This window comes from Pseudomonas sp. SJZ103 (assembly GCF_007828335.1).
Lineage (GTDB): Bacteria > Pseudomonadota > Gammaproteobacteria > Pseudomonadales > Pseudomonadaceae > Aquipseudomonas.
In genome coordinates this window covers 1-17,704 of record NZ_VIUN01000019.1, presented here as the reverse complement: position 1 = coordinate 17,704, position 17,704 = coordinate 1, and the positions used below count along the sequence as shown (strand labels likewise).

Here is a 17,704-nt window from a genome sequence, read left to right as displayed (position 1 = left end):
GGGCTTTTTGTTTACAGCGTGGAGCGCACTCGCCACAGCTCGGGGAACAGCACGGTGTCGAGCATCTTGCGCAGGTAACCCACGCCCTCGGTGCCGCCGGTGCCAGGTTGGAAGCCGATAATCCGCTCCACCGTGGTCACATGCCGGAAGCGCCATTGGCGGAACGAATCTTCCAGGTCGATAAACTTCTCGGCCAACTGGTACAAGTCCCAATACCGGCTCGGGTCGCGATACACCTCGCGCCACGCCGCCTCCACCGACTCATCGTGAACGGTCGCCGCCGTCGGGTCGCGCTCGGCGCGCCTGGGGTCAATCGCCAGGCCCGCCTTGGCCATCAGGTTCACCGCTTCGTCATACAGCGACGGCGTGGCAATTGCCACCTGCAACTCCTGCAACAACTCAGGCCGATGGGCATGGGGCCGCAGCAGCGCCGCGCTCTTGTTGCCGAGGATAAATTCGATCTCGCGGTACTGGAAAGACTGGAACCCGGACGACTGCCCCAGGAACGGGCGAATCGCCTTGTATTCCGACGGCGTCATGGTCGCCAGCACGGCCCAGGCGTGCACCAGTTGATCGAAGATCCGCGAGACCCGCGCCAGCATCTTGAACGCCGGCGGCAATTCGCCCAGGCGCACGTGTTCGCGGGCGGCCTTGAGTTCGTGGAGCATCAGTTTCATCCACAGCTCGGAGGTCTGATGCTGGATGATGAAGAGCATTTCGTTGTGGTCCGGCGACAGCGGATGCTGGGCGCTGAGGACTTTGCCCAAGTCCAGGTAGTCGCCATAGCTCATGGACTCGGAAAAATTCAGTTCGGCGTTATGCCATTCTTCCGGTGGCTGGTAGTCGGCAGAGAAAGGACATTGGCTCATCGCGAGGGCTCCTTGAGCGGGCGGAGAATGGCACGGACCGGGCTGGCGTCCAGGTTGGCGAAACGCAGCGGCAGGGCGATCAGTTCGTAGTCGCCCTCCGGTACGTCGTCGAGCACGATGCCTTCGAGGATCGCCATGCCATGCCGCGCCACGGCGTTGTGGGCATCCATGGTCTTGGACTGTTGCGGGTCCAGGGAGGGCGTGTCGATACCGATCAGGCGCACCCCCAGGCTGGCCAGCCGTTCAATGGTCTGCGGGGCGATGGCGGTGAAGTTCGAATCCCATTCGGTCAGCGGTGCTTGTGGATAAGTACGCAACAGCACGCGCTGCGGCAAGTTATCCACACGCCCTTCCAACTGATGCGGCTGTACCAGCGCGCCGCTGTCCAGGCAATGCAGCACCCGGCACGGGCCCATGTACACGTCCAGCGACACCTCGCCAATCGGTGCACCGTCAGCGCTGTAATGCAGCGGCGCATCCACATGGGCGCCGGTGTGCGGCGACAAGGTAATGCGCCCGACATTCACCGGGCACTCCGGGCCGAACTGCCACACACGCTCTTCCTGGAACGGCGTATCGCCCGGCCAGGTCGGGGTCGCCGTGCTCAAGGGCGGGCTGATGTCCCACCACGTTTTTATTGGGTTCATTTAAAGGCTCTCGGCGGTTACTGGGGTGAATGATACGAGGGCCAGACGTGAATTTTCTTGCGAATTCCTGCGTAAAGCGGGAAATCTTTCGCACTTACTGCGAGGAAATGGCCTATTTACGCTCAGAAGTATTGCCTGGCCACAGTGGAGCTGCCACCAAGGATTAATGTGGGAGGGGGCTTGCCCCCGATAGCAGTGTGTCAGTCACTTATGTGTCCACTGACCCTCCGCCATCGGGGGCAAGCCCCCTCCCACATTGACTGCACACGGCAGAGGAGTCGCATTCACCTGCGCTTCTGGGCATCCCGATGTCGAGTTCAGACCACTGGCGCAACGCCCAAGGCCTTAGGGTGCATCTTTCCATTCCCTGCCTCGGAGTCATCATGTCCAAGCCCATCACCGTATTGCGCGACACCCATCCCCTGCCGGTCCTGGATGCCTGCAAATGGGAAAAGCTCGAAGGCGACCCGCACACCGTCAACCTCAACGCCTACACCAGCGAAGACGGCAGCAAGATCATGGGCACCTGGATCTGCACCCCGGGCAAGTGGTACGTGGAATACGTGAAGTGGGAATACTGCCACTTCCAGGAAGGCTACTGCGTGATCACCCCTGAGGGGATGGAGCCGATCCATCTGCGCGCTGGGGATATTTTCGTGGTGGAACCGGGGATGAAGGGGACATGGGAAGTGGTTGAGACGGTGCGTAAGTATTTTGTGTTTGCTTGAGTCGCTTCCAAAGCGGGCAATTTGACGTTGTTGTGGCGAGCGGGGCAAGCCCGATCGCCACAGTAAGCCTCCATTACAAGGTTATTTGGGTTTGCGATAGCTGTTGATAATCGCCGAGAAGTCCTTGCCCCCTTCCCCACGCTGACTCATCGATTGGTATAACTGCTGGGCCACGGCACCGAGGATCACCGGTTGCTTGGCCTGGCGAGCGGCCTCGGTGGCCAGGCCCAGGTCCTTGAGCATCAAATCGGCGCCGAACCCACCGGTATAACCACGGGACGACGGCGCGGTTTCGATCACGCCCGGCCAGGGGTTGTAGGTGTCGGAACTCCAGCAGCGCCCGGTGGAGCTGTTGATAATGCCGGCCAGCACCTGGGTGTCGATGCCCAGCGCGTCCCCCAAGGCCATGGCTTCGCTGACGCCGACCATGCTGATGCCCAACAGCAGGTTGTTGCAGATCTTGGCGATTTGCCCGGTGCCCACATCGCCGCAATGCACGATGTTGCGGCCCATCTGCGCCAGCACCGGTTGCAGGGTGGCGAACAGTTCCGGGGTGGCGCCGACCATGAAGGTCAGGGTGCCCGCCTGGGCGCCGCCCGTGCCGCCGGAGACCGGTGCATCGGCCATCACCACGCCTTGCTTGGCGGCAGCAGCGGCGACATCGCGCGCGGTCTGCGGGTCGATGGTGCTGCAGTCCACTGCGGGCACGCCGTTGCCGATCCCGGCCAATACACCGTCTTCATTCAGCCAGACACTGCGCACATGGGCGGCGGCCGGCAGCATGGTAATCACCAGCTCGGCGCCTTGGGCAGCGTCACGCGGCGAGTCGCTGATGCGGCCGCCCAGTTCGGCGAGTTCCTTGAGCACCGTCTGGTTCAGGTCGAACAGGTTCAGCGCATGGCCGGCCTTGATCAGGTTGCGGGCCATGGGCGCGCCCATGTTGCCCAAGCCGATAAATGCAATCTTCATGGTCGTCTCCCGAATCAGCGCAGGTTGATGGTGGTGTTGACGCCATCGTTGACCGTGTCGTCGTCGAACCAGCGGCTGGTGACGGTTTTGGTCTGGGTGTAGAACTGCACCACTTGCTTGCCGTACGGGCCGAGGTCGCCGAGCTTGGAGCCACGGGAACCGGTGAAGCTGAAGAACGGCACCGGCACCGGGATCGGGATGTTGATGCCGACCTGGCCCACATCGATTTCGCTCTGGAATTTACGCGCCGCCGCCCCGCTCTGGGTGAACAGGCCGGTGCCGTTGCCGAAGGGGTTGGCGTTGACCAGCGCAATGGCCTGGTCGAGGGTGTCGACTTCCAGCACCACCAGCACCGGGCCGAAGATTTCCTGGGTGTAGATCTGCATATCGGTTGTCACACCCGAGAACAGGGTCGGGCCGACGAAGTTGCCTTGCTCGAAGCCCGGCACCTGGATGTCGCGGCCATCCAGCTCAAGCTTGGCGCCTTCTTTCACGCCGCTTTCGATCAGCTCCAGGATGCGGGCCTTGGCGCGCTTGGAGATCACCGGGCCGACATCCGTGCCCGCTTCGCTGCCGGCGTTGACCTTGAGCTTTTGCGCCAGCGCTTTCAGATCCGGCAGCCATTGCTTGGCTGCGCCCACCAGCACCACCACCGAGGTGGCCATGCAACGCTGGCCCGCCGCGCCGAAACCGGCACCGACCAGGGCATTGAGGGTGTGTTCGCGGTTCGCATCCGGCAGCACCACGGCGTGGTTCTTGGCGCCCATCATCGACTGCACGCGCTTGCCGTGCTTGCCCGCCAAGTCGTAGACGTGAGTACCGACAGCGGTCGAGCCGACGAAGGACACGGCCTTGATGTCTTTATGGGTGCACAGCGCATCCACCACATCCTTGCCGCCGTGCACCACGTTGAGCACACCCGCCGGTACGCCCGCTTCCAGCGCCAGCTCCACCAGCAGCAGGGTCGACAGCGGGTCTTGTTCGGACGGCTTGAGGACGAAGGTGTTACCGCAGGCGATGGCCATCGGGAACATCCACAGCGGAATCATCGCCGGGAAGTTGAACGGGGTAATGCCGGCACACACGCCGATGGGTTGGCGCAGGGTGTAGGTATCAACACCACCGGCGACGTTCTCGGCGAACTCGCCCATTTGCAGGGTGCCGATGGAACAGGCGTGCTCCACCACTTCCAGGCCACGGAAAATATCGCCCTCGGCATCGGCAATGGTCTTGCCCTGCTCGGCGCTGAGGACCACGGCGATGCGCTTGGAGTGCTCACGGATCAAGGCTTGCAGCTTGAGCATGATGCGCATGCGCGCGCCGATCGGCGTCAGCTTCCAGGTCTGGAAGGCTTGATGGGCGGCGTCGATGGCAGCATTGACTTCATCGGCCGTGGCGAACGGGACTTTGGCCAGCACTTGCTGGGTGGCCGGGTTGACGATGTCTTGCCAATGGGTGGTCTTGGACTCGACCCACTCACCATTGATCAGCAACTTGACCTGTTGCACGGAAATATCGGCAGATGCGTTCATGTGGTCTCCAACTCTTATATTTATGCAGAGACAAGGCGCGTAAACCGCCTTGAGAAATGAGGCGTTCGGACTGTTTTTGGAGTATAGATGTGCAAATCTCTAATAAGAACGCACATAAAAGCCGGTCCAATATGCAAAAAAACATCACATCGCTGGGTTCCCTGAACTGGGATGACCTGAAGTTTTTCCTGGAAGTGGCCCGCACCCGCAAGGCCAGCGTCGCGGCCAAGCGCCTGGCGGTGGACTACACCACCGTGTCGCGGCGCATCAGCTCATTGGAAGTGTCGCTCGGTACCCTGCTGTTCGAAAAGTCCCGGACCAACGGCTTCGTCCTCACCCCCGAAGGCCAGCGTTTGCTGGGGTATGCCGAGTCCATTGAAAGCACCCTGCACATGGCCTGCGAGCAGGTGTCCGGCTCCGGCGTGGCGCTGTCCGGCCATGTGCGCATGGGCTGCACCGAAGGCTTCGGCAGCTTCTTCGTCACCCCGCAGTTGAGCCACTTCGTCGACACCTACCCGGCCATCTCGGTCGACATCCTGCCGCTGCCCCACTTCATCAGCCTGTCCAAGCGCGAAGCCGACATCGTCATCGCCCTGGAACGCCCGGAACACGGACCCTACGTGTGCTGCAAACTGTGCGACTACAAACTGCAGCTGTACGCGACCCAGGAATACCTCGACCAACACCCGCCCATCCAGCGCCCGGCCGATTTGGCCGAGCATCCGTTTATCAGCTATGTGGATGATTTGGCCTTCAGTTCGGAGCTGCTGTACCTGGCCAACGTCGTGCCCGGCGCCAGCGCCAGCCTGCGCAGTACCAGCGTGATTGCGCAATACGTGGCGGCGCAGCAAGGGCGGTCGATGGCGATCTTGCCGTGCTTTCTGGCGGCGCAGGATCCACGGTTACTGCCGGTGCTGGGGGAGCAGATTGCGATCACTCGCCAGTTTTGGATGTATTGCCGCGAGGATCTGAGGAAGCTGAAGCGGATTACGTTGCTGTGGGATTACATTCGCGAGGTGACGGAGCAGAACCAGGGGTTGTTGATGGGGGAGACAAGGGAGATTCGGTTTGCGGATTAAAGGGCTGGGCTGCGCGGTGTCTCTGAGAGATGGGCAAGGCCGTGGTGGGTGACTTGACGCAGGCGATGACGCCGGGCAGTTAAGCGAACATCGTTCAAATGTGGGAGGGGGCAAGCCCCCTCCCACATTTTGATTGGATTTCAGATTGAAATCGGACTGCCGGCTCAGTCCGCAATCACCACAATCGCCACCCGTCGATTCTCGGTACGCCCTTCCGCTGTGTCGTTGGTGGCCACGGGTTTACTGCTGCCCAGCCCACGCAGCTGGATGTTGTCTTCTTTCATGCCCACGCCTTGCAGCACCGTCGCCACGCTTTGGGCGCGGCGCAGGGACAGTTGCTGGTTGTAGGTCTCTGTGCCCGAGGCGTCGGTGTGGCCGTCGATGCGTACACGCTCGATGCCTACGTCCAGCAGGGCCTTGCCGATGCGTTGGACGATGTCGGTGCTGGGTTGGTTAAGGGTTTCGACGTCACTGCCAAACAGCACTTTGCCGGACAGGCCGAACGCCCAGCCGTCATCGGTAAGCTCGAAGCCCTGTTGCTTGAGGACGGCGACTTGCGCCGGGGTCAGGCCTTTGGAGGGTACCGTCTGGCAGCCGCCAAGGGCGAGCAACGCCACCAGCAGGGTGATAAAGATAAAACGCGCGGTAGAGAACAAGGGATCAGCTCCTGTGTTGAACGTTGACGACGGGGCTCTCCGACTCCGCCGTTTGCTGGCCGCCCGACGACAAACGTTTGGCCTGGTACATCGCCGCATCGGCGGCATTGAGCAAGGTGCCAGGTGTGACGCCATGCTCGGGGTAGAGGGCGATACCAATACTGAGGGAGGTCAACACCTGGGTGTCGCCAGGCACCGCAATCGGCATGTCCATGCTGGCGATGATTTTGTCGGCGATGCGCTGGGCGTCTTCCACCTTGTGCAGCGGCGCCAGCAGGATGGCGAACTCGTCACCGCCCAGGCGCGCCACCAGGTCATCTTCACGCAATTGCGCACGCACGCGCTCGGCGACGGCCACCAGCACGGCATCACCTGCGGCATGACCGAAGCTGTCATTGATCTCTTTGAAACGGTCGCTGTCGAGGTACAGCACGGCCACCTGTTCCTTGGCTTTGGCGGCGCTGCGCAGCGCGCGAATCAGGCGGCCTTCGAAGTATGCGCGGTTGGGCAGACCGGTAAGGCTGTCGTGGTTGGCCTTGTGGGCGAGGGTTTCGTTTTCGCTTTGCAGGTGGTTTTGCCAGGCTTGCATCTCGCCGAGCAAGGCATTGAAGTCGCTGCCCAGGCTGTCGAGTTCGGCGATGCGGGCCGGCGGCACGCGGCGGTCGAAGTCGCGCTCGCTGCGGGCGGCGTGGGCCACGGCGGCGAGGCTTTGCAGCGGCTCCGTAATGCCGCGCAACAGACGCCGCGCCAAGTGCAGGGCAACCCAGGCGCTGAGGGCGGTGCAGATCAGGATCCCCGCCAGGCCGCTGAGCAGGAAGCGCAACAGGCTGCCGCCGTGGCCGGTCAGGTGAATGCTGCCGATGGTGCGCCCCTGATGGAGGATCGGCTGGATGATGGGCTGTTCGAGCAAGGCGTGCGCCAGTTCCAGTTCTACCCGCGACAGCATCCCGGTTTCCGGGCGCGTCCAATACGACAACAGCTTGCCACTGGCATCGAATACTTCGGCCTCGGCGACTTCCTCGGTTGAAGCGATAAGGCTGAGAGCTTCGGTGGCTGCGGCGCTGTCATTGAACACCACCGCCGCCTCCACGGTGTAGTTGATGGAGCGGGCGATCAGGTGCAGGTTGTGTTCGGCGTAGACCCGTAGCGCCAACACGCCGAGCAGGGTCAGGGACACACTGGCCAGGGTCACCGCCATCAGCGCGAGGATCAGGTGCCCTCGGCCGATGACCGAACGCAGGGTCGGTCGCACTCTCATGGCGCAGGCGCCCGGCGACGGGACAGTTGCAAAACGCTGGGATGAATGCGCACGCCGCTGCGCGCCACCGAGTCGAGGTTGACCTCAAACGACACTTGCTCATCCCCCACCTGCAGGCAGAACAGGCTGCCCACGGTGCACTGGTCGCCGCCTTCGCTGATGCTGAGCACCGGGTGGCCGATCAATGAGGCAAACAGGCGGCTGCGTTCGTCATTGCTGAGTTTGCCGATGTACACGGCGTCGCAGGCGTTGACGATATCGGGATGGTCGGCCAGCAGGCGCCGCACCACGACCGGACGGCCGGTGGCCTGGATGGTGCCTTTGATCAGGTCGTCGGTGTATTGGGTCGGGCCGACGATGCACAGGCGCAGTTGCTCGGGCTCTACTGGCCAGCGGGCATAGCTGAGGATACCGAGTACCACCTGGGTGACCGCCTGGGCGCGCTGGTCAGCCGGGCCCGGAGCCTCGGCAAATACGCGGGGCGCCAGCAGGCATAGAACCGCCACCAGCAGCAGGCGTCTCCAGCTCAAACTACGCCCTGTGGGCGAGACGGCCACGTTCATGCAGCGATACTCTCAGGTGTTTTCGGGGTGATGCCGCAACGATAGCACAGCATCAGATAGTTCTGACTCCTGACCCAACTCCAGCATCAACCCACTCAAGCGTTTGACCTTGCGTCGCACGGCATCTTCAAACACGCCGCCACGGGGTTCGATCAGGCTGAACCAGCGCTTGGCGCGAGTGATGCCGGTGTAGATCAACTCTTTGGTGAGCACCGGGTTCAGCGCGTCCGGCAGGATCAGTGCAGTGTGGGTGAACTCCGAACCCTGGGATTTGTGCACGGTCATGGCGTACACGGTTTCCACATCATTGAGACGGCTGGGCAGTACAAATCGCACGCCACCCTGGCCATCGTTACGTGGGAAAGCAACGCGCAACACCTGGGGCCCGCCATCACTTTCAGGCAGTTTGAGGGCAATGCCGATGTCGCCGTTCATCAAGCCCAGGCCGTAATCGTTGCGGGTCATCAACACCGGGCGGCCTTCGTACCATTGCTCGTCCCCCTCGATCAGCCGCACTTTGCGCAAGGCGGCCGTGATGCGCAGGTTCAGCCCTTCCACACCCCAAGGGCCCTTGCGCACGGCGCAGAGCAGTTGGAACGCATCAAAGGCTTGCAGCAGTTGTTGGGCCCAGTGGGTCCAGGCGGGGTCGTCACGCGGGGTGTCGACGGCGGGCCGCGCGCTGTGCAGCAGTTTGAGGTAATAGCGATAACCCTGGGCGCCGTCGCCCTGCCCGTCCAGCACCAGGCGCTCCAGGGCGTGGTCGTGCTCGCCTTTGAGGCTAAGGCAGAACAGGTCACTGTGGCTGCGCGCGGCCAGCAGCTTGCGCGCCTCGTCGGCGTTTTGCTGGTTGACCCAGCGCGCCAGTTGGCCGATGCCGCTGCCTTCGCCGAACCGGCGCGAATAGCGCAGCATCACCACTTGCTGCGCCAGGGGATGGCTGCCCTCGAGGTCTTCGTGCAGGCCACTGGCGCTGAGGTCTTCGCCGCTGACGGTTTGCAGCCATTGGCGGGTGTGGGGGCTGTACCAGCCGGCTTCGGCGTCGCGGCACAAATCACCGAGTACGGCGCCGGCCTCTACCGAGGCGAGTTGGTCCTTGTCGCCCAGCAACACCAGGCGGGCATGGGGCGGTAACGCGTCCAGCAGGTTAGCCATCATTTCCAGGTCGATCATCGAGGCTTCGTCCACCACCAGCACATCCAGGGGCAACGGATTGCCAAGGTGATGGCGGAAGTGCCGAGTGCCCGGACGGCTGCCCAGCAGGCGGTGAACCGTGGTGACCTGGGTCGGGATCTTTTCCTTCACACTTTGCGGCACTGTCAGCGACAGTACTTGCTGGCTGATGGATTCGGTCAAACGCGCGGCGGCTTTACCGGTCGGCGCGGCCAAGCGGATGCGCAACGGGCTGCCGGACTCTACGGCCGGCGCCTGCAACAGCGCGAGCAGGCGCACCACAGTGGTGGTCTTGCCGGTGCCGGGGCCGCCGGTGACGATGCTGAATGCACCGCGGGTGGCCAGGGCGCAGGCGAGTTTCTGCCAGTCGATCACGCCATCGGGCGCCGGCTGGTCAAACAAGCTATTCAAGCGCTGGGGTAAATCGGCGGCGACGCTTTCCTGGGTGGCGAGACGCAGGCGCAGGGCAGTGTCGATGCGCCGTTCGTAGGTCCAGTAGCGGCGCAGGTACAGGCGTTTGCCCGACAGTACCAAGGGACGACTGTGTGCCGATTCGCTGCCGTCCACCGCCAGGGCGACCAACGGGCTGGCGGCCAGTACATGACACCAATGGGCACCGTCGAGGCCGTCGAGCAATTGCGACGGCAGCAGCATTGCGCCGGTTTGCAGGTCGCCTTCGGGCGGCAAGGACAGGGCAAAATCCGGCGCTTTGAGGGTTTCGAACAGGTCCAGGCACACATGGCCGTGGCCCAGTTGATGGCTGGTCAGCGCCGCCGCCAGTAACACCAAGGGGTCGGCGTGTGGATCGAGTTCGTGCAGGAAGCCCACGAAGGCCTTGTCCAACGCCCGTAGCCAACCACGCTCAACCCAACGCTCCAGCAGGTGCACCAGGTCGGCGGCGCGGCTCAAGGGAGCTAGCGCCTCAAGCGGTAACGGCGACAGGCTCATAACAACACTCCTTGTTCCCAGGCGGGCTCAGCCTTGGGCGGGATGGGCTTGCCCTGGAACAGCAGGTCCAGGCTTTCGATCAGCTCCCGTGGCGGCCGGGTGAAAAACGCCCCTCGGCTGACAGCCTGGGTGCCGCGCAGGAACAGGTACAGCGCGCCGCCGACATGACGGTCGTAGTCGTAGTCCGGCAGGCGTGCCTTGAGTTGACGATGCAGCGCGAGCAGGTAAAGCACGTATTGCAGGTCGTACCGATGCTCGAGGATCGACTGTTCCATGGCGTCTTGGGTGTAGGCCGAATCGTCAGGGCCGAGCCAGTTGGATTTGTAGTCAGCCACGTAGTAGCGGCCATCGTGTTCGAAGGTCAGGTCGATAAAACCCTTGAACATGCCGTTGAGCAGCACCGGTTCGGCAGAGACACGGGACACACCGTTGTGGGTGTACTGGCACACCAGCTTGTCGAGGGCGAGCACGTCGACTTTATGACTGGCGAACCAGAACTCCATTTCGATCTGGTAGTGCTGCAAGCTGCTCAGGGCGATCTGGTCGTTATCCACCGACAGCGGCGTGTGCAGCAGATGGCCCAGCCACTCGCTGAGGGTGACGATCCAGCCTTCCCAGTTACGGCGATTGCAGCGCGCGCCTACGGCTTGTTCGATCGCTTGCGAGGTCACGTTGAAGCCTTCTTCCCCGGCCCACTCCAGTAGACCGTGAAGGAAGGTGCCGGGGTTCGGACCACGTGGGAAACGGTGAATGTCTGCGCCGGACGCTGCCACTTCACGCGGTGCGTCGGGATCGAGGCGTTCGTCATCGAACAGCTTTTGCGCCTGTGGGCTTTCGGGCGCTTCGAGGTGGGCGACGCTCATGCTGTCGCCAATGCGCAAGGCACTGTAGGACGCGATCCACCAGTTCTCGGCGGCCTTGCGTTTAGGTAACAAGGGCGCGAGCAAGTTGGCGGTGTTGCGCGGCGGGTGGAACAGGGTGTCTTGGGCGTCGGGCACAGGGACGTAGTGGATGGCCGGGCAGCCGTCCTGCAGATCCAGCAGCCAACGCGCGAGGCCGGCGGATTCACTCAACGAAGCACCTGCGCCGAGCAAGTAACCCAGCGCCGACAGGTGCAATACCGAGCCGTTGCTGTTGCCGCGCTTGAGGTCGGCAACGCCGAGCCAGCAGGCGTGTTTGGCGCGGGTCAGGGCCACGTAGAACAAACGCAGGTCTTCGGCCAGGCGCTCATCGTCGGCCTGGGCGATCAACTCCGCGGTCGGGCGCAGGCTGACGTGGGATTTGCCGTGTTCATCGTGGTAATGCAGCGGCAGGCGACTGCCGTCGACCGGCTTGGCCGAGCAGATGAAAGGCAGAAAGACCAGGTCGTATTCAAGGCCCTTGGATTTGTGAATGGTCACGACCTTGACCAGTTGCTCATCACTTTCCAGGCGCAGGATTTGCTCTTCACCGGCTTGACCGGACAACGCGAGGTGTTCGGCCAGGTGGCGGATCAACGCCTGTTCACCGTCCAGTTCCGACGCGGCTTGTTGCAACAACTCGCTGAGGTGCAACAGGTTGGTCAGCACACGTTCGCCGTCGCTGCGGGCAATCAGGGTTTGCGGCAGTTTGAAGTCGTGCAGCAGGCGACGCAGCATCGGCAGCACGCCTTGGGTGCGCCAGATCGCGCGGTAGCCACGGAACTGCATCACGCGGCTTTCCCACGCCAGTTCGTCCTGGTTCAGACGCTCCAGTTCCGGCAGTGACAGGTTCAAGGTGACGCAAGCCAGGGCAGCCCGTAGCGGCCGCTCGACATCCGGCTCGGCACAGGCCTTGAGCCAGGCGAGCAGATCGTGGGCTTCCTGGGCGGCGAAGACAGAGTCCTTGTCCGACAGGTACACGCTACGCACGCCACGGGCGGCCAACTCGGCGCGCACGGCTTGGGCTTCCTTGCCGTCGCGCACGAGGATGGCGATGTCCGACGGCAGTACGCCTTTGAAGCTGTCGTCCGGTTGCAGGAAACCAGCCGTACCTTGCTGCCCGCCGTTGAGCAACTCGACAATCTGCGAGGCACAGGCGCCAGCCAGTTGCTGACGGTACACCGCGTTGGAAACCGGCTGGTCGGTGGCCAGGTGCCAAAGGTTCATCGCCGGCAACGTTTGGCCGTCGACCTGCAGTCTTTCCTTGCGGCCTTGTGACAGCACCGGGTGGAACGGCACCGGGTTGTCGCCATTCGACTCCCGGAACAGGAACGCGCCCCGACCCGTTTCCGCCCGCTGGAACACATGGTTCACTGCCTCGACCATCGCATGGCTGGAACGGAAGTTGGTACCCAGGGTGTGGTGACGGCCGATCGTGGATTTACGCGCGCGCAAGTAGGTGTAGATATCGGCGCCACGGAAGGCGTAGATCGCTTGCTTGGGGTCACCGATCAGGAACAGGCCGCTGTCGAGGTGGTTCTCTTCAATGCGGTAGATGCTGTCGAAGATGCTGTATTGCACCGGGTCGGTGTCCTGGAACTCGTCGATCAGGGCCACCGGGAACTGCTCGCGGATCACACTGGCCAGGCGCTCGCCGCCATCGGCTTGCAGGGCAGCGTTGAGGCGAATCAGCATGTCGTCAAAGCCCATTTCGGCACGACGGCGTTTTTCTTCTTCGAAGCGCTTACCCACCCAACCGGCAGCGTGTTGCAACACGGCAGCGTCGGGGGTTGGCAGCGCGTCGAGGGCGGCTTTAAGGCCGGCCATGGCGTCGATGCCGGGGTGTTGCGGCGGGTCGCCCTTCCAGGCTTCGGCCATGCCGTCGGGAGTGAGGCGGGTGAAGCCGGTGCCGATGTCCAACTGTTCCAGGGTTTCGTCAACGGCCCAAGCGCTGATCTTTTCGAACCAGGGCTCGAAGTAACGCGCTTGCATCTTGCGGCCGTCGACGGCTTTGGCGGCCACCGCTTGCAGGCAGATTTCGCGTAACTCGGCGGCCCATTGTTGCCAGGGAGCCTTGATGTTTATCAATGCTTCGCGGCGTTCTTGCAGGCAAGCGTTGATCAACTCGGCGGGTTCGCGGGTTTCATCCGGCGACCGTTCGCTGCCGAACAGTGCGCGCACGCGTGGCATCAACGCCGCGGGGCCACCCCAGTTGCTGCGCACCCAGTTGAGTGCATCGTCATGCATGGGGTAGCAGAACAACCGCCAGTAATCGCGCAACACTTCGCCCAGCAGGTCGCTGTGGTCGGTTTCCAGGGTCTGGGTGAACAGGCTGCCGCTGTCGAACGCGTGTTCGCGCAGCATGCGCTGGCACCAACTGTGAATTGTGGAAACCGCCGCTTCATCCATCCACTGGGCAGCGATGTCCAGGCGGTTGGCGCAGGCGGGCCATTGCTCGGGGAGGTATTGCGCACGCAGGTCGGCGATCAGCGCGTCGGGCTGTTCAATCTCCTCGCGGAAGAAACGCGCGGCTTCGGCCAGGCGAATGCGGATGCGCTCACGCAGCTCTTTGGTAGCGGCATCGGTAAAGGTGACCACGAGGATTTGCGGCGGCAGCAGTTCACGCCCGAAACCGGACTCATCGCCACCGTGGCCCAGGACCAGACGCAGGTACAAGGCGGAGATGGTGAAGGTTTTGCCAGTGCCGGCGCTGGCTTCAATCAGCTGGCTGCCATTCAACGGGAAGGCCAGGGCCAAGGGTTTGCTGCTCATGCGCCGGCCTCCTCGCCTGTGAGTGATCGCCATGGGGCGTTGATGAGCGGTCGATACAAGGTTTCGCACCAGCCTTCGAACTCTTCGCTGGCGACCAGGGCGGCGTAATCGGGGAACTGTCGGGTGAGCGCCGGGGTTTCGCGGCGCTCGCCATCGGTGGTCAGGCCGTCGCCTTCATAGGCTTTGCTCGCGGCTGCGTGGGCTTTGACCGGATCGGTTTGGCTGAGCCAGGCGAAAGCGGTCTTGACGGCTACCGGGAGCGGTTCTCTCATGCCGCTGTGCCAGGCCAGCAGCAGGTTGCCGAGGATTTCCCGGGCGATGGGCTTATCCAGCGGGGCCAGTAGCAACGTATCGTCGCTGGCCACCAGCCCTGTGCTCAACGACAGGCCGCAGGCGCAGGCCACCACATGATTGACCCAAGGACGTATCAGGCGATGCCATTTGCGTGTTTTGATCGATCCGATGCTATTGGGGATGGTGGTGACACTTAGCAATCCACCGTCACTGCGGCGATGCAGGCCGCTGATCCAGCCTTCCAGCGCTATACCTTGATGCTCGAAACTGATCGGTTCTGCAGCGGTGTGTGGCGTTGGCCAGAGAGCCAGCAAGTGCTGGTAGCGTTGCAACAAATCAGGCAGGGGCTCAATGAGTTCGTTGCGCAGGCACTCGCCGAAACCGACCATCGGCAACAGGCCACTGCCTTGCAACCGCAGGGCCTGGGCGTTAAGGGCCTGGTCGAGGTGCTCGGGTTGGGACAGCGCAGCGTTCAACAGGCTATCGCTCAGGCTGTAGCGTTGCAGCGCGTCAAGCACGAAGGGTTCTTCATCGGCCAAGGGCACCTCGGCAGCTTCGAAGAACACTTTCAGACGCTGGCTGAAGAAGTGTTTGACCGGGTTGCGCAGGAAGTCCTGTAACTGGCCGAGGCTCAGGGGCTCCTCCTGTTGGTGCTGCGCCAGTTGGTCTTCCTGTGTAACGGCATCCGGGGCGGCGTGGAGTAACTGCCATTCGCGGGCGTAGCTGAACAGCGGATCACCTTCGTGGAAGTAGCGGGCGCTGAAGGGTTGGAGCGGGTGTTCCTGGGTCATCGCGTCCAGCAGCGGTGTTTCCTGTGCGTTGTGCCAGCCGCTGGCGATATGGTCCCGCAGTTGGCCGATGAGTACAGAGGCCGGGCGCTCGCTGTTATCGCGGATGCTACGGCCGACCCAGCTTATATAGAGCTGGTCGCGGGCGGACAGCAGGGCTTCGAGCAGCAGGTAACGGTCGTCTTCGCGGCGCGAACGGTCGCCGGGACGGTAGTCGCTGCCCATCAGGTCGAAATCCAGCGGTGGTTGGGCGCGTGGGTAGTCGCCGTCGTTCATGCCGAGCAGGCAGACGAGTTTGAAGGGGATGGCGCGCATGGGCATCAGGGTGCAGAAATTGACAGCTCCGGCGAGGAAGCGCTGGGACAGACGGCCTTGGTCCAGGCCGGCCAGCCAGGCTTCGCGGACTACGGTAAGCGGTAACTCATCCTGCAGGCCGACGGACTCGCAGGTTTCCAACCAGGTTTCTCTGAGCTGCTCAAGCTGACCCAACAGGTAGTCGTCGTGCTCGCTGCTGGGCAGGAAGAATAGTTGCATCAGGCGTTGCAGACGTTCGCCCCATTCGTGGGGCGCTGCGGGTTGTGACAGCGCTTGATGGGCATCGCTGAGCGCATCGAGTAAAGCAACCAGCGGGCCGATCAAGGCCGCATCAAGCCCGCCGATTTCGTCGTAAGGCTCAATGCCTTCGCAGGCCGCACCGGTGCCGACGGCATAGCCTAGAAGCATACGGCGAAGGCCAAATCGCCAGCTGTTTTGTTCCAGCTTACTCGGCAAGCCGAGTCCCGCACGTTGCTCGGCGTTGAGCCCCCAACGGATACCGGCGCCTTCGATCCAGCGGTGCAGCGTAGGCAGATCGCGCTCCTTGATGGCGAAGCGTTCGCGCAAGGCCGGGACATCCAGCAGGTCGAGAATCTCGCTGACGGGAAAGCGGCTATCGGGGAGTTTGAGCAGGTGTTCGACGGCGATCAGCAGGGGATCGCGGCCGCGCTGACCTTGATCGGTCAGGGTGAAGGGGATGAAGCGGGGGTCGATTCTGTCCAGTTGACCGAATACCGCGCGAATATGCGGCGCATAGCTGTCGACGTCGGGGACCATGACGATGATGTCCCTTGGCCGAAGCGTGGGGTCGGCGCTGAAACGCTGGAGCAATTGGTCGTGGAGAATCTCCACTTCGCGTTGGGCGCTGTGGGCAATGTGGAAGCGGATGGATGTATCACGCTCTAGATCGACAGCGGGCCATAGTTCGCGAGTCTCGTTGAGTGGGCGCAGTTCGAGGATATCGTCCTGAAGCTGGTTGAGCAGTGTGGTGGGTTGGCTGTCGCTGAACAGGTCGATTCGACCATCGCGGAAAGCGGCGCGGTAGCTGTTGGGATCGTCGTAACTGTCCAGCAGGCTGATGTAGTCGCGACCTTGTTTGCCCCAGGCGGCCAGCAGCGGATGGGCGTGCTGGTGCAGGGTTTGTGGATCGATGGTAACGGGCATGCCGGCTTTGCGCGCCTGGCGTTTGTATTCGTTACGCAGCAGGTCTTTGTCGGCCACGATGTCGGACCAATGGTGGCGACACGGGTTGTGCACACACAGCAGGACTTGACTGAAACGGGACAGACCGGCCAGCGCTTCGAGCGCTTGGGCGGGCAAGGAAGAAATGCCGAAGACAATCACCCGAGAAGGTAGCCCCTTTGGTGCTTGCTCAAGGGCATTGATACGTTCGATGAAACGCTGGTGCACGCCGGCGCGGCTTTCGGCCATGCCTTCTTCACCTACGTCCAACAACAGCGCACGCCATAACTCGGCTTGCCAGCAGTTGGCAGGGTTGAGGGGCTTGGGCTCGCCTCGGCCGTTGCGCAATTGGTGGCGACCGGCAGCCCAGTCTTCCAGCCAGTCAGCGCGGTAAACCTGGTATTGGTCGAACAGGTCTGCCAGGCGTTCCGCCAGTTGGTAGCGTTTGCGCAGGTCAGAGTCGTGGGTCAAGAAGCGCTGCAACGGCTCGAAGTGCTGTTGATCGATGAGTTCCGGGAGCAGGCGCATCAGACGCCAAGTGAGCGGGGCTTTATCGAGCAGGGATTTTGGAGGGATTTCGTCACGTCCCAGGACCATGCGATAGAGCTGCCACATGAAGCTGCCGGGGAGCTGTACATCAATGGCTGCGGCGATTCCGCAGCCACCCATATCGTCGTCTTCCGGGTCTTCAGCCAAGGCCAGTTTGAGCCACTGAGCAATGCCGTTGCTTTGTACCAGGGCGATTTCGTTTTCCAGGGGGGCCAGGGGATAACGGCGTATCCAACTCACCACCAGGCTGCGCAGTTCGTCCAAGCGGTTGCCGTGAACCACCATGAATCCAGCGCTGAGGGACGTCGCATCCGGCATAACGGCTTCCTTGGGAAAAGCAAAATCGAGGGCATGAACTTTAGCACTGAAGGCCACCCCGAGGCGCCTCTTCGCACTTTTCGACCGCGCAAAACAAAACCCCATCTGCTTTCGCAAATGGGGTTTCGGAATTTAATCTTGACGATGACCTACTCTCACATGGGGAAA

12 protein-coding genes are annotated in these 17,704 nt (G+C 62.5%); 2 read left to right on the top strand and 10 right to left on the bottom strand.

The window, feature by feature from the left end:
- Window positions 1-11 precede the first annotated feature (11 nt).
- Both kynA and kynB read right to left on the bottom strand, forming a co-directional pair.
- Window positions 12-869, bottom strand: coding sequence for a tryptophan 2,3-dioxygenase (kynA, locus tag FBY10_RS28125; RefSeq protein WP_145338523.1), 858 nt, complete (start codon window positions 867-869; stop codon window positions 12-14).
- Window positions 866-1,516: an arylformamidase gene (kynB, locus tag FBY10_RS28120; protein ID WP_145338524.1), complete on the bottom strand. Its 651-nt coding sequence runs from the start codon at window positions 1,514-1,516 to the stop codon at window positions 866-868. Before kynB ends, kynA begins: the two co-directional genes overlap by 4 nt.
- Before the next feature lie 383 nt (window positions 1,517-1,899).
- Between kynB and FBY10_RS28115 the strand changes: the two genes are divergently transcribed.
- Window positions 1,900-2,244 carry a cupin domain-containing protein gene (locus FBY10_RS28115; RefSeq protein WP_003230905.1) on the top strand — a complete coding sequence of 115 codons (345 nt, stop codon included), beginning with the start codon at window positions 1,900-1,902 and terminating at the stop codon, window positions 2,242-2,244.
- An 81-nt stretch (window positions 2,245-2,325) separates the two neighbouring features.
- Here FBY10_RS28115 and mmsB read toward each other — a convergent pair whose 3' ends face one another.
- Together mmsB and FBY10_RS28105 are read right to left on the bottom strand one after the other, a co-directional pair.
- Entirely contained in the window at window positions 2,326-3,213 is an 888-nt protein-coding gene (gene mmsB / locus FBY10_RS28110; protein ID WP_131700224.1) for a 3-hydroxyisobutyrate dehydrogenase, read from the bottom strand.
- A gap of 14 nt (window positions 3,214-3,227) precedes the next feature.
- Window positions 3,228-4,745, bottom strand: coding sequence for a CoA-acylating methylmalonate-semialdehyde dehydrogenase (locus tag FBY10_RS28105; protein ID WP_131700223.1), 1,518 nt, complete (start codon window positions 4,743-4,745; stop codon window positions 3,228-3,230).
- Between the two features lie 131 nt (window positions 4,746-4,876).
- Between FBY10_RS28105 and FBY10_RS28100 the strand changes: the two genes are divergently transcribed.
- Entirely contained in the window at window positions 4,877-5,824 is a 948-nt protein-coding gene (locus FBY10_RS28100) for a LysR family transcriptional regulator (protein WP_145338525.1), read from the top strand.
- A 164-nt stretch (window positions 5,825-5,988) separates the two neighbouring features.
- Here the strand turns inward: FBY10_RS28100 and FBY10_RS28095 are convergent, their stop codons facing one another.
- Genes FBY10_RS28095 through recC form a run of 6 tightly spaced genes read right to left on the bottom strand, consistent with a single transcriptional unit; the run spans window position 5,989 to window position 17,536 of the window.
- The gene (locus tag FBY10_RS28095; RefSeq protein ID WP_145338526.1) at window positions 5,989-6,480 is read right to left on the bottom strand and encodes an OmpA family protein; all 492 of its coding nucleotides are present in this window, start codon (window positions 6,478-6,480) and stop codon (window positions 5,989-5,991) included.
- A 4-nt stretch (window positions 6,481-6,484) separates the two neighbouring features.
- Window positions 6,485-7,738, bottom strand: coding sequence for a diguanylate cyclase domain-containing protein (locus tag FBY10_RS28090; protein ID WP_145338527.1), 1,254 nt, complete (start codon window positions 7,736-7,738; stop codon window positions 6,485-6,487).
- A complete protein-coding gene (locus FBY10_RS28085) occupies window positions 7,735-8,301 on the bottom strand; it encodes a YfiR family protein (RefSeq protein ID WP_131700220.1) in 567 nt (188 codons plus the stop codon). Before FBY10_RS28085 ends, FBY10_RS28090 begins: the two co-directional genes overlap by 4 nt.
- Before the next feature lie 12 nt (window positions 8,302-8,313).
- Entirely contained in the window at window positions 8,314-10,419 is a 2,106-nt protein-coding gene (gene recD, locus FBY10_RS28080; protein ID WP_145338528.1) for an exodeoxyribonuclease V subunit alpha, read from the bottom strand.
- Complete coding sequence (gene recB / locus FBY10_RS28075; RefSeq protein ID WP_145338529.1) at window positions 10,416-14,090, bottom strand: exodeoxyribonuclease V subunit beta; 3,675 nt, start codon at window positions 14,088-14,090, stop codon at window positions 10,416-10,418. Before recB ends, recD begins: the two co-directional genes overlap by 4 nt.
- Complete coding sequence (gene recC / locus FBY10_RS28070; RefSeq protein ID WP_145338530.1) at window positions 14,087-17,536, bottom strand: exodeoxyribonuclease V subunit gamma; 3,450 nt, start codon at window positions 17,534-17,536, stop codon at window positions 14,087-14,089. Before recC ends, recB begins: the two co-directional genes overlap by 4 nt.
- Between the last annotated feature and the right edge of the window lie 168 nt (window positions 17,537-17,704).

Bases quoted from the DNA above. Each gene is read 5' to 3' on its own strand.
- kynA (WP_145338523.1), bottom strand. From the start codon at position 869: ATGAGCCAATGTCCTTTCTCTGCCGACTACCAGCCACCGGAAGAATGG.
- kynB (WP_145338524.1), bottom strand. From the start codon at position 1,516: ATGAACCCAATAAAAACGTGGTGGGACATCAGCCCGCCCTTGAGCACG.
- FBY10_RS28115 (WP_003230905.1), top strand. From the start codon at position 1,900: ATGTCCAAGCCCATCACCGTATTGCGCGACACCCATCCCCTGCCGGTC.
- mmsB (WP_131700224.1), bottom strand. From the start codon at position 3,213: ATGAAGATTGCATTTATCGGCTTGGGCAACATGGGCGCGCCCATGGCC.
- FBY10_RS28105 (WP_131700223.1), bottom strand. From the start codon at position 4,745: ATGAACGCATCTGCCGATATTTCCGTGCAACAGGTCAAGTTGCTGATC.
- FBY10_RS28100 (WP_145338525.1), top strand. From the start codon at position 4,877: ATGCAAAAAAACATCACATCGCTGGGTTCCCTGAACTGGGATGACCTG.
- FBY10_RS28090 (WP_145338527.1), bottom strand. From the start codon at position 7,738: ATGAGAGTGCGACCGACCCTGCGTTCGGTCATCGGCCGAGGGCACCTG.
- FBY10_RS28085 (WP_131700220.1), bottom strand. From the start codon at position 8,301: ATGAACGTGGCCGTCTCGCCCACAGGGCGTAGTTTGAGCTGGAGACGC.
- recD (WP_145338528.1), bottom strand. From the start codon at position 10,419: ATGAGCCTGTCGCCGTTACCGCTTGAGGCGCTAGCTCCCTTGAGCCGC.
- recB (WP_145338529.1), bottom strand. From the start codon at position 14,090: ATGAGCAGCAAACCCTTGGCCCTGGCCTTCCCGTTGAATGGCAGCCAG.
- recC (WP_145338530.1), bottom strand. From the start codon at position 17,536: ATGCCGGATGCGACGTCCCTCAGCGCTGGATTCATGGTGGTTCACGGC.